Raw genomic sequence first — 14,421 nt, forward strand, 5'->3', positions numbered from 1 at the left:
GGGATCGCCGCTCAGGTGGCGCAGTCGCGGAAAAAGGGCAAGAGAGGCCCTGTTATTTGCGCCACAGGTTCCTATAGATAGCCCCATGAAAGCAATCGGTGATGCAACAACGAACCCGGGCGGGAGCGACGGACTGGCCATGGCGGGCCGCAACAGCCCTTGGGGCGGCGGCAGTGGTGGCGGCGACGGAGACGGCGGCGAGCCCGGCGGGGAAAGCGGCGACGGCAAACCGGACGACGGACCCGCCGGGAAGGCGGATAACGGACCGCGCAATCCCTGGCTCCCGGGCGGCGAAGCTCCTCCACGCCGGTCCGCCAGCATCGAGGACATCTTCCGCGGCCGTGATCCGCGCAAGAGCGGCGGCGGGCCGCGTGGCCCCGGTTTCCCCCAGCTACCGCGCCGGCCCGATGGCAAGTCGTGGTTACCGCTCGGCATCGGCCTGGCTGTCGCGGCGCTTTTGCTGCTGACAACAGTCCACACCATCGGTCCCAAGGAGCAGGGGCTCGTCACGACGTTCGGCAAATATTCGCGGATCATCGATTCCGGCGTGAACTTCACACTGCCCTGGCCGGTCGAACAGGTCGACGTGGAGGACGTCCGCTCGTTCCAGGTCGACATGATCCCTGACAACGACAATGAAAAGCTGATGCTGACGAGCGACAAGAACCTCGTCGATCTCAGCTACCTCGTGCGCTGGAACATCAAGAACCTGAAGGACTACAAGTTCCGCCTTGCCGATCCGCAGGAGACGGTGCGCGAGGTGGCCGAGGCGGCGATGCGCGCATCGATCGCGCAGATCTCGCTGAACGATGCCATCTCCGGCGCGGGCCGCGCGCAAGTGGAACAGGACGTGCGCGAGCGCATGCAGCGCATCCTCGACTACTACAAGTCGGGCGTCGCGGTGCAGGGCGTGGAAATCAAGAAATCCGACCCGCCGGCCAAGACCAAGTCCGCCTTCGAGCAGGTCACCGTGGCCCAGCAGGAAGCCGAGCGCGACCGGTCGGAAGCGCGCGCCTGGGCGCAGCAGCAGCTCGCCAGCGCGCAGGGCAACGCATCGCAGTTCGACAAGGTCTATGAGCAGTACAAGCTCGCTCCCGAGGTAACCAAGCGCCGCATGTACTACGAAACCATGGAGGGCGTGCTGCGCGACAACGATACCGTCGTCGCCGAAGCCAAGGGGATGACGTCCTACCTGCCGCTGCCGGAAATGAAGCGCTCGGCCGGGGATGATTCCACCACGACGACCGTGACTGCCAAGGGAGGCCAGTGATGGGAGACGTCTGGACCCACTACAAGGCGGCCTGGATTGCCGCCGCCATCGTGATCGCGGGCCTGATGATGAGCCTTATCATCGTGCCCGAGGACCAGCAGGCGGTGGTGATCCGCACCGGCCGTCCGGTCGCGGTCTACAACCCCTACAGGGCCAAGGCCGATTTCGGGCAGACCGACGCCGGCATTCACTTGCGGGTGCCGCTGATCGACAAGGTCCAGCGGATCGACAAGCGCCTGCTCTCGGTCGACATGCAGTCGCAGCAGGTCCTTTCGACCGACCAGCAACGCCTCAACGTCGATGCCTATGCCCGCTACCGAATCATCGATCCGGTCAAGATGGTGGAGACCGCAGGCACGACCGACCGCGTGACGCAGCAGCTTGAGCCGATCCTGTCCTCGGTCGTGCGCCAGGAACTGGGCAAGCGCACCTTCCAGTCACTGCTGACTGCCGAGCGCGGACAGGCGATGGCGAACATCCGCGACCTGCTCGACCGCGAAGCGCGTGAATACGGCGCACAGGTGGTCGATGTGCGCATCAAGCGCGCCGACCTGCCCGAAGGCGCGCTGGAAAGCGCGTTCGCCCGCATGGAGGCATCCCGCCAGGAAGAAGCCAAGACCATCGCTGCCCAAGGCCAGCGCGACGCCCAGATCATCCGTGCCGATGCCGAAGCGCAGGCCGCCAAGATCTATGCCGATGCCTTCGGCAAGGATCCGGCCTTCTACGACTTCTACCGCTCGATGCAGAGCTACCGAGTCGCATTTGCCAAGGATCAGGGCGCAAAGACATTCGTGCTTTCACCGGACAACGCCTACCTGAAACACTTCAGGGAGCCGTGACGGGCCGCAAAGGGCCGAAAAGGGGGCACAATACCGGCACCATTCAATCCCGGTTAAGCCAGCAGGGCGTCAATCGGGCCGGGGCCGAAGGATGGCGCCGCGGCGCCGCCACAACGGAGGAATCAGAGGACGTGAAGCCCGTGCGATATGCTTATGGATTGACGACGGCGCTCCTTCTTGGAGGCGCAACCCTTTCGCTGACGACCGGCTTTCCCGCCGGCGCGCAAGTCGCCCAGAACGAGGCGAGCCAGATATCGAAGGTGGTCCCCAAGGCCGGGGCACCTGCCAGTTTTGCCGACCTGACCGCACAACTCGCACCTGCGGTCGTCAATATTTCCACCCGGCAGCGCATTCAGGTGCAGAGCCAGAACCCGTTTGCCGGGACCCCGTTCGAAGGCCTGTTCGGCAATCAGGGCAATTCCGGCCCGCAGACGCGCGAAGCGCAGTCGCTGGGCTCGGGCTTCATCGTTTCTGCCGACGGCTACGTGGTGACCAACAACCACGTGATCACCGCCGAAGGCAAGGGTGAGGTCGAATCGATCACGATCACCATGGCAGACGGGGACGAATACCCGGCCAAGCTGATCGGCAAGGATGCTGCTTCGGACCTCGCGGTTCTGAAGATCGAAGCCAAAAAGCCGCTGCCTTTCGTGAATTTCGGCGATTCCCGTCACGCCCGCGTGGGTGACTGGGTCGTCGCCATCGGCAACCCGTTCGGTCTCGGCGGTACGGTGACGGCGGGTATCATCTCGGCCGTCTACCGCAACACCGGCAACGGCGGTGCCTATGACCGCTATCTGCAGACCGACGCCGCGATCAACCGCGGCAACTCGGGCGGACCGATGTTCGACATGAGCGGCCAGGTGATCGGTATCAACAACGCCATATACTCGCCCACCGGCGGCAGCGTCGGCATCGGCTTCGCGATCCCCGCCGAGACCGCCGCGCCGATCGTCCAGAAGCTGATCAAGGGCGAGGCCATCGAGCGTGGCTACCTCGGCGTGCGCATCCAGCCGCTGACCGACGATCTCGCCGATTCCATGGGCCTCGATCACAACAAGGGCGAGTTCATCCAGGGTGTCGAGCCCGATGGCGCCGCCGCCAAGGCCGGCATCCAGGCGGGAGACGTGATCGTCAAGGTGAACGGCAAGGAAGTCACCAAGGACCAGACGCTGTCCTATCTCGTGGCCAACACAGAGCCCGGCAGCCGCATCCCGGTCGATCTGATCCGCGGCGGCCGCAGGATGACGGTGACCGCCACCGTCGCCAAGCGCCCGAGCGAGCAGGAACTGGCCCAGTCGTTCGCGCCAGACAGCGATCAGGACGACAACCCCTTCAACAACCCGCCGGCCCAACAGGAACAAGGCGCCGTCGAGAAGGCGCTCGGTCTTTCGGTCACACCGCTGACCCCGCAAATCGCGCGACAGCTCGGTGCGTCGAACGATACCAAGGGTGTTGTCGTGGTTGCCGTCGATCCCAGTTCGGATGCCGGCCAGAAGGGCTTCTCGCGCGGGTTCATCATCATGTCCGCCAACGGGCGCGACGTGACCTCCACCGCCGACCTCGAAGCCGCGATCAAGGCCGCGAAGGCCGATGGCCGCTCGGCCCTGCTGCTGCGCGTCCAGCCGCGTGGCCAGTCGCCCGTCTTCGTGCCCGTCCGGATGCGCTGACGCCACGCACCAGCAGCAGCACTGACAAAGACGCCCGCCGGAATATCCGGCGGGCGTTTTGCTTTGTCCGGGGTACCTGAAGCGAAACCGCGCCTCGCTTCAGAAAGGTCGCCGCATCAGGCTCAGTACGCGCCGCTGGTCCGTACCGGTGACGGCGATGGCCGCGGCACCACGCCCGTGCCCTGTCCCGGACGCAGACCGGGGTCCTGCGCAGTGCCCCGGCCAGTAGCCCGATTGAGAAAATCATCGTTGGCGGCAGGCGGCGGCATGGCACCGTTCTGCTGCCCGTAATCCGGAACCTGCGGTATCCCCGGCCCCGGCCCCGGCCCGACGGCACCATCGTCATAGCGCGGCTGCTCGTCGTACTGTGTTCCGGTGCCCGGATGCACCAGGTTCCCGTTCTCGTCGGTGTAGTAGTAGTCGTCCGGATCGCCCTGCAGTTGCTCATCGTCAGGCTCGAGTTGCCATTCAGGCAACTGCAGCTTCGTGTCGAACTCCTCTACCGGACGCTTGGCGACCGCGACCTTCATGTAATCCGCAAAGGCACGGGCCGGTGCATGGCCTCCCGACAGCCCCCTCACCGCCTTGGCATCGTCGCGGCCCATCCACACGCCAGTGGTGATTCCACTCGAGAATCCCAGGAACCAACCGTCCTTGTTGGAACTGGTAGTGCCCGTCTTGCCCGCGACCGGACGCCCGATCTGGGCCGCCCGGCCAGTGCCGGTAGCCACAGTCGTCTGCAACATGTCGGTGATGCCTGCCGCTACGTAATGCGGCACCAGCACCTGCCCCTGCACCGACTTGTGCTGATAGAGCACTTCGCCGTTCGTGGTTGTCACTTTGGTGATGCCATAGGGCTCGACCGAGGTGCCTCCCGCAGACACTTCCGCAAAAGCGCGGGTCATGTCGATCACGCGCACTTCGGACGTGCCGAGCACCATGGCCGGCTGGGTGTTGATCGCGGTGGTGATGCCAAAGCGGCGTGCCATGCTGGCGACAGTGCCGAAACCCACTTCATTGCCGAGCTGTGCGGCAATGGTGTTCTTCGAATAGGCGAAGGCCGTGCGAACATCGATTTCGCCGGCATAGCTGCGGCCCGAATTCTGCGGACTCCAGCCATCGATCGTGACCGGTTCATCAACCACGCGGTCACTCGGCGTGTAACCTGCCTCAAGCGCGGCCATGTAGACGAACAGCTTCCACGCCGAACCAGGCTGGCGCACCGCGTTGGTGGCGCGGTTGTAGTTCGAACTGACATAATCGGTGCCGCCGACCATGGCGAGCACCCCGCCATCGCGATCGAGGCTGACAAGCGCGCCTTGCGTGCCCTTGGGCACGTTATTGTCAATCGCGGCCGTTGCGGCCTTCTGCATTGCCGGATCAAGCGTGGTCCACACCTCGATCGGCTCGTTGGTTTCAGGCAGCAGCAGATCGAGCTGCGGCAGGGCCCAGTCGGTGAAGTAGCGGACCGAATTCTGCCCTTCTTCCTTCGCGACCTTGACCTGCGACAGGTCGATGGCGTCCGCCTCATCCTGGGAAATGACACCGTTCTTTGCCATCAGGCCGAGCACGACATTTCCGCGGCCGATCGCCGCCTGCATGTCTGCCGTTGGCGAATAGTTGGACGGCGCCTTCACCAGCCCGGCGATGATTGCGGCCTCGGGGGTCGTCAGCCCGGTGGCGGGGTGGCCGAAGAACTTGCGACTCGCCGCATCGATGCCATAGGCACCGCCGCCGAAATAGACCTTGTTGAGGTACAGCTCGAGGATCTGGTCCTTGGAGAACTTGCGCTCCAGCGCCAGCGCCAGCACCGCCTCGCGCGCCTTGCGGGTCCACGAATAGCTGTTGTTCAGGAAGATGTTGCGCGCGAGCTGCTGGGTGATCGTAGAGGCGCCTTCGCGGAAATGCCCGCGCTCGAAACGCACCTTGACGGCACGGAGCATCCCGATCGGATCAACGCCGATGTGTTCGCGGAAGCGCCTGTCCTCTACCGTGACCATCGCATCGCGCATGACCTGCGGGATCTGGTCGTAGGACAGCCACCGGCCATAGCTCGGCCCGAGCGACACCAGTTCCGTTCCGTCGCGCGCGCGCACGACGATCATCTGCCCATTCTGGCTGCTCTTGAGCGCACTGTAGCTGGGCAGTTCACGCATGGTGAACAGCACCGCCGTGGCCAGGAAGATCGCGCCCAGCAAGCCGAGCGCAGCGCCCCAGATGAACACGCTGCGAACGATACGGCGCCAAAGCGGCTTTGTCGGTCGGGAGGAAGGGCCGCCTGACTTGCGGCCCCGGCCGGAATTCTTGGCCATGTGTTAGGAAGAAACCCTTCTAGCAGACAGAAACGTCCGGTCGCTTCCTACACCTTGCACGGCGATTTGTAACCGGGGGTTAACGATGCCCGCCGACGCACCTTTGACATCCGTCGAAAGCGCCCCGGCATGGCCCCACCGCGGAAGAGCGCTCAATCTTCCGGCTTGAAGTCGAGCGATGCACTGTTGATGCAGTAGCGCAGCCCCGTCGGACCCGGCCCATCGGGAAAGACGTGTCCCAGATGCCCGTCGCACCTGGCGCAGGTCACCTCGGTGCGGACCATGCCGTGCGAGGCATCGCGATGCTCATCGACTGCTCCGTCTCCTACCGGAGCCGTGTAGCTCGGCCAGCCGGAACCCGAATTGTACTTGGTCCCGGAAGAGAAAAGCGGCGCACCGCAACCGGCACAATAGTACATGCCATCGGCCTTGTTCTTCTCGTACTTGCCGGTGAAGGCCCGCTCGGTACCCGCCTCGCGCAGCACGTGGTACTGTTCGGGCGAGAGCTTCTCGCGCCATTCGGCATCGGTAAGATTGAGCTTTTCGGTCATCGTCGTGCTTCTCCTTGGGAAGCGAATATGGCGCGCCGTACCGCGCTTTTCCAGTGCCGCGGATATCCTCCAACTGTCTCGGTTCCGTGCTACGATGACGCTCGCCAGACGGTGAGGAGAGGAAGATGGAACAGCCCCATGACAGGATTCCCGTGGGGCAGGGTCCCGGACTGATCTGGGGGATAGATTTCGCTCCGGGCGAACGGCGCGAAGTGGAAAACTGCAGCAGCCCGCATGCAGGGTTCGTGCGCTGGCTGCACCTCAACCTGGCGGACCACGGCACGCGGATGTGGATCGAAACCACGCCTGAACTTAGCCCGGCCGCGCGCGAGATCCTGCTTTCGCAGGACAAACACCAGCGCGCGCTGGTCGATGCGGAAACCGTGGCCTGCGTCCTGCACGACTTCGAGCGCGATTTCGACGTGCGCGACACCGGCCGCGTCGGCGCGCTGCGGGTGATATTGACACCGGGCCTGATCGTCTCGGCCCGGCACCACCCGATCGGCTCGGCTGACATCGCCCGCAAGCGGCTGCGCGACAGCGAGATCGTCACCTCTCCCGCACGGGGGCTGGACCTGATCGTCGGCGCCATCCTCGAAAACTTCGGGCGCATCACCGGCAGGCTCTCGTCCGAAGTGCAGGCCGCCGAAGACGCGCTGGTAGAGGAGCGGCAGGTACCCAGCGGCCACCGGCTGATGGACATCCGCCGCCGACTGGCCCAGCTCCACCGCATGCTCGAAGGGATGCAGAGCGTATTCCGCCGGCTCGAACTCGACGACGACCTGCCCGAGGACATCCTGCCCACCGTCGAAAAGCTCTCACAGCGCGTACAAGGCGCCGATGGCGATATCCAGAGCGTGCTGAGCCAGCTGCGCGCAGTGCGTGACGAGATCAGCGACCAGTCCAACCTCAGGATGAACCAGAACCTCTACATCCTCTCGGTGATGACCGCGCTGTTGCTGCCAACAACGCTCGTCACCGGCATTTTCGGCATGAACACGGGCGATCTGCCGATGACAGGCCGCGACGGAACGCTGGGCGCGACCGTGGTCGCAGCGGCAGCGGCACTGGCCACCTATCTGTTTCTGCGGGCGCGCGGTTTCTTCCGTTAGCTTCCGGTGTCCCGCACTTAACCCTTCAGCAAGTCCTGAACCTTACTCTGCCGAAAACCAACGGCGGGGACGCATCACAATGCTCAGGCGCCTGCAGCGCATCGGGACGGACCCGGACGGCTGGCGCTCGCCCTTCACGGCGCCGGTTCCGGTACACCTGCGCGCAGAAACCATGATTCTTCAGGCGGAACGCCTGCGTGGGTTCCTGCCCATGCTCTGCGTGCTCATCGCTGCCAATGCCCTCGCCATGGCGCTGGCCGTGCTCGGCGACCTGCCATGGTGGCAGCAAGCCACACCTCCGGCGCTGATCATCGGCACCTGCCTGGCCACTCTCTTTGCCGCGCGCGGCACTGACCCCATCGCCAGCGAGGATCAGGCCGCGCGCCTCCTGCACGGCACGTTGCCCGTCGCCGCCATATTGGGCACCATCGCCGGTATCTGGTGCGTCAATGCCTTCACCGAGACCGAGAAGTACTACTGCATGGTGGCGCCGGTATTCATAGGCATCGCGGCGCTGGTCTCCTCGACCTGCCTGATCAGCGCGCCGCGTGCCGCGATCGCCGCCATGGCCACCACTGTCACGCCGATCGTCATCAAGATGATGCTCTACGACAATCTCGGCGTGAGGGCGATGGCAGTCATGATGGTTCTGGTCGCCATGATGCAGGCCAGCGTGGTCCTCGCCAAGTTTCGCGAGACGGTGCGCATGCTGGGCTATCAGCATGAACTGGACCGCATTGCCGTCACCGACCCGATGACCGGCCTGCAGAACCGCCTGGCCTTCGACCGTACACTGGAAACCTGCCTCGAAGCTGCGGAGCCCGTCGTACTGGTTCTTGCCGACCTCGACGGATTCAAGCAGATCAACGACCGCTACGGACATCTGGCCGGCGACGAGATCCTCCGTCACGTCGCCCGACGAATGCAGACGGTAGCCCCGTCGGCGCTGTCGGTCGCCCGGCTCGGTGGAGACGAATTCGCGCTTCTTTTTGCAGCATCGCCATCCGGCCAAATTCCCGGCACCTGCGATCTCGAGGCGTTGCGCTCCGTGATTACGCAACCTGTGCAATTCAACGGACACATGCTGTCCGTGGGTTGCAGCTTTGGTCTGGCGGCAAGTCAGGCCGAGGGCGGCACCCCGGACAGCCTGGTTCATTTAGCCGATAGCCGCCTCTACAGGGACAAAAGCAGGCGCAAGGCGGCCTGAGACGCTCTCAGGCCACGGGCTCGACGATCAGCACCACGCCGTCATGCCCGGCGACGCGCAGCCGCGTGCCCACGGGCGCATCGGCCCCCTTGGCGATCCATTCGCTGTCGCCCAGCTTCACGCGCCCCTCGCCACCTTCGATCGCCTGCGTCACCATCACTGTCTCGCCGACCACGCGGGCGCCGCGGTCGTTCATCTTGGGATCGGCGCTCACCACCGGATGGCGCGCGATATAGCGGCGGCCCGAGAAGACCGCGAAGATCGAGAGCACCGCGAAGAGCACGATCTGCAGCGGCACGCTGATGGGCACAGCCCAGGCGACCAGCCCGGTCACCAGCGCGGCCCCCGCCATCCAGATCAGGAAGACCCCGGGGACCGCCATTTCAGCAACGGCAAGGATCAGTCCAAGCGCCAGCCAGGTGTAGTGAAACCCGACGTCTCCGAGAGCGTCCATCACTGCCCTCCAGTCATGCCTGATGGCGGCACGGTGGGGGCAGAGCGGCGCGGCTGTGCAGGCGGCGGCGAAGCGGGACTGCCGCCAAGCGCTTCCTTCGCCAGTTCGCCAATACCGCCCAACGTCCCGATGAGCTGCGTCGCCTCGACCGGGAACAGAATCGTCTTGGCATTGGGCGACGTCGCGAAGGCCTTGACCGCCTTGGTATATTCCTGCGCCACGAAGTAGTTGATGGCCTGACTGCCGCTTTCCGCGATGGCCTCACTGACCATATGCGTCGCCTTGGCTTCTGCTTCAGCCGAACGCTCGCGTGCCTCGGCATCGCGGAACGCTGCTTCTCGGCGGCCCTCGGCCGCGAGGATCTGCGACTGCTTCTGCCCTTCCGCCTTGAGGATTTCGGAAGCGCGCTTGCCCTCCGCTTCAAGGATCTCGGCACGCTTCTCGCGCTCGGCCTTCATCTGGCGGGCCATCGCATTCGAGATGTCGAGCGGCGGGCGGATATCCTTGATCTCGACGCGGGTGATCTTCACGCCCCAGGGCGCAGTGGCATGGTCGACCACCACCAGCAGCTTGGCGTTGATCTCGTCACGCTTCGACAGCGTCTCGTCGAGGTCCATCGAGCCCATCACCGTGCGCAGATTGGTGGTGGTGAGCGCCATGATCGAGATGAACAGGTTGTGCACCTCGTAGGCCGCCTTGCCCGCGTCCAGCACCTGGAAGAACACCACCGCATCGACGCCGACCATGGCGTTGTCCTTCGTGATGATCTCCTGCCCCGGAATGTCGAGCACCTGCTCCATCATGTTGACCTTCTGGCCGACCCGGTCGACGAAAGGGATGATGAGATGAAGCCCCGGCTCGGCCGCCAGCGTGTACTTACCCAGCCGCTCGATCGTGTAGACATAGCCCTGCCTGACGACGCGCACTCCCATCATCAGGAACACGACGACCATCACGATCAGCGCGAACAGCGTAGATCCGATACCACCCATGGCTATTCACCTCCCGCCAGTTTCACGCATGATCCTAGCGGGCGGTCAACCGGCGGCAAGCAAAACCGGATTCGGTCAGAGCTTCTCGTAGAGTGCCAGCATCCGCTGCCAGGCCTTGTCTGCCGCGTTCGGATCGTAGGCCGGGGAATCGGCAACACACCAGCCGTGGTCGGCCGGATAGACCTCGATCTCGGCCGGACGCCCGGCGGCATCGGCAGCCTTGCGCAGCTCGGTCTTCTGCTCCGGCTGTCGCTCATCGTCGTTGCGGGCGATGGCGATGAGGTAGCTCGCCTGCGTCTTGGCAAGAAGGCGGTGCGGGCTATCGGGCGCGTCCGTCACCATGCCGGCGCCGTGGAACGAGGCCGCCGCCTTCATCCGCGACGGCACGGCCGCCGCCGCCCGCACCGTGAACGGGCCGCCCATGCAGTAGCCGTTGCTGCCGATGCCGCGCGCCTTGTCGACTTCGTCGCGCTGGTCGAGGAAGGCAACGAAAGCTGTGGCATCGCGAGTGATCGCTGCCGGATCGAGCAGCTCACGCATCGGCTTGATCTTTTCCTGTCCTTCGGGCGTACGGTATTCCGAAAAGCTCTGCATGACCGGTGCCGGGCTGGACCGGTAGTACTGATTCACCACCAGAACGGAATAGCCCTCTGCAGCAAGACTCCGTGCCATAATCTTGAACGCATCCCGCAACCCCGCGATGTCCGGCCACATCACGACGCCGGGATACGCGTCCTTGGCCGGATGGACGAAGAAGGCATCGCACACGCCGTCGGCCGTGGTGATGGAGACCATCTTCTCGCTCACATCGCTTCCCCCGCTGGCCTTGACGGCCGTGCCCGCGCAACCGGCCAGTGCCATTCCCGCCGCGCTCAACGCGGCGAACTGGCGGCGATTGAGGCCTTTCTGGCCGAGGGCGGCCTCCTCTGCGGCGGCGGTAAATTCATCACACATGCTGGGATCTCCGGTCTTGCCCCTGGCTTTCTTCACGCTAGCCTGAACCGAACCCGCAGACGAGCCCGGAGTTGCACGATTTGGATCGCACGGCAGAGTCATTGAAAGACCCGCAGGACATCGCCTGCTGGCAGCGCATTGACCACCGCATCACCAGTTCGGGGCGGCTGTCGCCTGCCGACCCGCCGCGCCTGGCAGCGCTTGGCGTGAAGCGCGTGATCAATCTGGCGCTGGGCGATTCACCGGGAGCGCTGAAGGACGAAGCAGCTTTGATGGCCGCAGCGGGCCTCGCCTATGTACACATCCCTGTGCCGTTCGGCGGACCGGACGACAGCCACTTCTCCTCGTTCGTGCAGGCGATGGAACAGGCCGGAGACTGTCCCGTCCACATCCACTGCATCATGAACTGGCGGGTTTCCGCATTCCTCTACCGCTGGAACCGGATGCACGGCATGGACGCGGAAGAGGCTGGCGTCCTGATGCGTGCACAGTGGGATCCTGAAACCAGCACACATGAGGATGCCCCGGCCTGGACACACTTCATTCGCAGCGGGCCGTAGGCAGAACAGGATCGGGAGAGGCTGGTCATGGATTTCACGGGCGAACATGTCGTCGTCACCGGAGCATCGAGTGGGATCGGACTTGCAACAGCCAGACGTATCGCGGCTTGCGGCGGCAAGGTAACGATGATCGCGCGCCGCCGCGAACTGCTGGAAGACCTGGCCGCGCAGATCGGAACCACCGCCCATGCCATCGCCGCCGACGCCGGTGACAGGGATCAGATCCTCAGTGCCATGGACAAAGCCGTGGCCTGCTCGGGACCGATAGACGGCCTGTTCCTCAATGCCGGCATCGAAGGCATGTTTGCCCCTGTGACCGATTACACTGACGAAGCATTCGAGGCGGTCATGCGCATCAATGCGACATCGCTGTTCTGGACATTGCGCCATGTACTGCCGGACATGATGGTACGGAAGAAGGGCGCGATCGTGATCACCGGCAGCCTGGCCGCAGAAACCGGCATGGCCGGCAACATCGGCTATCTCGCCAGCAAGCATGCCGCGCTGGGGATTGCGCGGGCCGTGGCCATGGAAGCCGCACCCCATGGCGTGCGCTGCAATGTCATCAATCCCGGCTTCATCGACACCCCGATACTCGGCGGCGTGCCGGATAGCTTCAAGAGGCAGATGGCCGGGCGGGTGCCGCAAAAGCGTATCGGCACCCCCGAGGAAGCCGCAGCCGTCGCAGCCTTTCTGCTGTCATCCGATGCCAGTCACGTTACGGCGCAGAGCCTTGCCGTCGATGGCGGCTTACTGGGCACGCTGATGATCGAAAGTTGAGCAGCCGGCGCGCTTACTCCGCCGCCACGACCCGGTTCCGCCCCTGAGCTTTCGCCGCGTAGAGGGCGATGTCCGCAGCCTTGAGCGCCTCCCGGCTCGACGGATAGGCGAAAACGTCAGCAACCCCGGCCGAAAAGCTGATCTGCCCGATCGGCTCGTCGCTCTGCCGGTTGATGAAATTGCGCTTGGCGAAAGTCTCGCGAACGTCATCAAGGCGAAGCACGGCCTCGGCCTTGTCCAGTCCTCGAAAGAGCAGGACGAACTCTTCACCGCCATGGCGTGCGACATGACAATTGTCGCCGCTGATCTTGGACAGCGCGCCGGCGATCGCCTGGATCACCCGGTCTCCCGTATCGTGCCCATGAATATCATTGATACGCTTGAAATTATCGATGTCGCAAAAGGCAACGATGAGCGTTTCGTCTGTCTTGCCCGCCTCGTCATACTGGCGCTCCAGCAGACCTTCGAAGGCGCGGCGGTTGGGCAAACCGGTGAGATGGTCGTGATCTGCATCGCGCCGCGCCTTGGCCAGGCTGCGGCGCAAAGTCGCAGCCTCGCGTTCGCTGCGGTGCATCTCCTGCTCAAGATGCTGCGTACGCTCAAGCATGGCCATGGCCAGCGATGCGAGATGGCGAATTTCCTCCCGCTCGTCTCCGGCCCTGTCGGCATGCACCTGCATTTCGCTGGAATATTGCGCGGCGGTGTCGCGGGCATTCCGGCTGGTCGAGGCAAAGCTTTCGAGCGAACGGTCAAGCTTGTCGGCGATCTTGGCAATCGAATCGTCATTGCCGCGCATGTGCTCGTCGAGCCACGCCTGCGTCACCGGTTGGCCGGCCGCCCGCAGTTCGGTGTATCTCCGGGCCAGCGCTGGGTTGCTGCCCGCACAGATCCCCAGCGCAGCGGACAGGTTCGCTTCCGAAATTTCCAGATCGTTGCTGATCAGCAAGGCGCCAATGTCATCGACCAGCTGTTGGCGGGCCAGATTCCGTGCGCTCGTCCCGCTGACATTTCCATCCGATTCATTCCCGCCGGCCGCCGCCGCACTTCGTGCTGAACCACCGCCAGAAAACAAGCCCTTGAACATCAACGAACGCCCCCTCGAATTCGTCTAGCCGAGAATACAATCGATTGCAAAATCCTTGACGCACTACTCGGCACCGGGGATGGGCCCTTAAGTGAAAAGCGGGGGCGACGGCAACATTTATAAGCAGGCGGGAGTAACGAAACCGCGAATTCACGCCCGTATCAGCGGGTACTGTCTCAATTGCGAGACAAAATGGCGATCACTCGGAAAAATTCAGTTCCAGATTCACAGCGTTAGGATCAGCCACGAAGATCTGCCGCAGCCCCATATGCTGCAAGTCATTCACGCGATATGGCACGCCCAACTCTTCGAGCTTGGCAATTGTCTTATCGAATCCGACGCATCTGAAGGCAACATGGTGCACTGCATTGGTGGAATCGCCCGGCGTGTAGCCTTCATAGCGGTCCATCTTCGGGTCTTTCCAGACCAGATGGACAATCGCATTGCCGTGCGAATCGCGCATCCACGCGCCCTTGAAGCCTTGCGCGATGGCGGGGTTTTCCGTGCGCGTCAGCCCCATCAGCCGCTCATAGAACTGCGCGGTCTTGTCGAGATTGTCCGTCAGAATGTTGACGTGATCGATGCCGCTGACCTGCATGATGCCTCTCTCCCATTCCTGCCCGGAACCTTGACCAA

At 63.9% G+C, this 14,421-nt stretch carries 14 protein-coding genes; 7 read left to right on the plus strand and 7 right to left on the minus strand.

All coding sequences use genetic code 11. The annotated features are described in order from the left end of the window. Nucleotides 1–139: 139 nt before the first annotated feature. The 3 genes from hflK (at nt 140) to MTR64_RS07110 (ending at nt 3,779) form a co-directional block, all read left to right on the plus strand. On the plus strand, nt 140–1,270 hold the full coding sequence (gene hflK, locus MTR64_RS07100; RefSeq protein WP_243992338.1) for a protease modulator HflK: 1,131 nt from the start codon (nt 140–142) through the stop codon (nt 1,268–1,270). Continuing rightward, nucleotides 1,270–2,109, plus strand: coding sequence for a protease modulator HflC (gene hflC / locus MTR64_RS07105; protein ID WP_243992250.1), 840 nt, complete (start codon nt 1,270–1,272; stop codon nt 2,107–2,109). Before hflK ends, hflC begins: the two co-directional genes overlap by 1 nt. Before the next feature lie 140 nt (nt 2,110–2,249). Next, the gene (locus MTR64_RS07110; RefSeq protein ID WP_243992340.1) at nt 2,250–3,779 is read left to right on the plus strand and encodes a DegQ family serine endoprotease; all 1,530 of its coding nucleotides are present in this window, start codon (nt 2,250–2,252) and stop codon (nt 3,777–3,779) included. Nucleotides 3,780–3,901: 122 nt separating this feature from the next. Here the strand turns inward: MTR64_RS07110 and MTR64_RS07115 are convergent, their stop codons facing one another. Further along, the gene (locus tag MTR64_RS07115; RefSeq protein WP_243992252.1) at nt 3,902–6,091 is read right to left on the minus strand and encodes a transglycosylase domain-containing protein; all 2,190 of its coding nucleotides are present in this window, start codon (nt 6,089–6,091) and stop codon (nt 3,902–3,904) included. A gap of 152 nt (nt 6,092–6,243) precedes the next feature. After that, nucleotides 6,244–6,642, minus strand: coding sequence for a peptide-methionine (R)-S-oxide reductase MsrB (msrB, locus tag MTR64_RS07120; protein ID WP_243992255.1), 399 nt, complete (start codon nt 6,640–6,642; stop codon nt 6,244–6,246). Between the two features lie 125 nt (nt 6,643–6,767). Here msrB and MTR64_RS07125 point away from each other — a divergent pair, with 125 nt between their 5' ends. Together MTR64_RS07125 and MTR64_RS07130 are read left to right on the plus strand one after the other, a co-directional pair. Next, complete coding sequence (locus tag MTR64_RS07125; protein WP_243992257.1) at nt 6,768–7,754, plus strand: CorA family divalent cation transporter; 987 nt, start codon at nt 6,768–6,770, stop codon at nt 7,752–7,754. Between the two features lie 79 nt (nt 7,755–7,833). After that, entirely contained in the window at nt 7,834–8,961 is a 1,128-nt protein-coding gene (locus MTR64_RS07130) for a sensor domain-containing diguanylate cyclase (RefSeq protein WP_243992260.1), read from the plus strand. 7 nt (nt 8,962–8,968) lie between these two features. Here the strand turns inward: MTR64_RS07130 and MTR64_RS07135 are convergent, their stop codons facing one another. From MTR64_RS07135 to MTR64_RS07145, 3 genes are all read right to left on the minus strand, one after another. After that, nucleotides 8,969–9,415 (minus strand): NfeD family protein, encoded by a 447-nt coding sequence (locus MTR64_RS07135; RefSeq protein ID WP_243992262.1) that lies wholly within the window; start codon nt 9,413–9,415, stop codon nt 8,969–8,971. After that, nucleotides 9,415–10,407 (minus strand): SPFH domain-containing protein, encoded by a 993-nt coding sequence (locus tag MTR64_RS07140; RefSeq protein WP_243992264.1) that lies wholly within the window; start codon nt 10,405–10,407, stop codon nt 9,415–9,417. The genes MTR64_RS07135 and MTR64_RS07140 overlap by 1 nt, the downstream gene beginning before the upstream one ends. Nucleotides 10,408–10,482: 75 nt before the next feature. Next, the gene (locus tag MTR64_RS07145; RefSeq protein ID WP_243992265.1) at nt 10,483–11,361 is read right to left on the minus strand and encodes a dienelactone hydrolase family protein; all 879 of its coding nucleotides are present in this window, start codon (nt 11,359–11,361) and stop codon (nt 10,483–10,485) included. Between the two features lie 101 nt (nt 11,362–11,462). On the opposite strand from MTR64_RS07145, the gene MTR64_RS07150 reads away from it, so the two are divergent. Continuing rightward, nucleotides 11,463–11,921 (plus strand): protein tyrosine phosphatase family protein, encoded by a 459-nt coding sequence (locus MTR64_RS07150; protein WP_243992268.1) that lies wholly within the window; start codon nt 11,463–11,465, stop codon nt 11,919–11,921. A 27-nt stretch (nt 11,922–11,948) separates the two neighbouring features. Continuing rightward, complete coding sequence (locus MTR64_RS07155; protein ID WP_243992270.1) at nt 11,949–12,701, plus strand: SDR family NAD(P)-dependent oxidoreductase; 753 nt, start codon at nt 11,949–11,951, stop codon at nt 12,699–12,701. 13 nt (nt 12,702–12,714) lie between these two features. Here the strand turns inward: MTR64_RS07155 and MTR64_RS07160 are convergent, their stop codons facing one another. Further along, nucleotides 12,715–13,647 carry a GGDEF domain-containing protein gene (locus MTR64_RS07160; RefSeq protein WP_243992272.1) on the minus strand — a complete coding sequence of 311 codons (933 nt, stop codon included), beginning with the start codon at nt 13,645–13,647 and terminating at the stop codon, nt 12,715–12,717. A gap of 337 nt (nt 13,648–13,984) precedes the next feature. Further along, nucleotides 13,985–14,383: a VOC family protein gene (locus MTR64_RS07165; protein WP_243992275.1), complete on the minus strand. Its 399-nt coding sequence runs from the start codon at nt 14,381–14,383 to the stop codon at nt 13,985–13,987. Nucleotides 14,384–14,421 lie beyond the last annotated feature (38 nt).

Source organism: Novosphingobium album (ex Hu et al. 2023) (genome assembly GCF_022832385.1).
Classification (GTDB): Bacteria; Pseudomonadota; Alphaproteobacteria; order Sphingomonadales; family Sphingomonadaceae; genus Novosphingobium; species Novosphingobium album.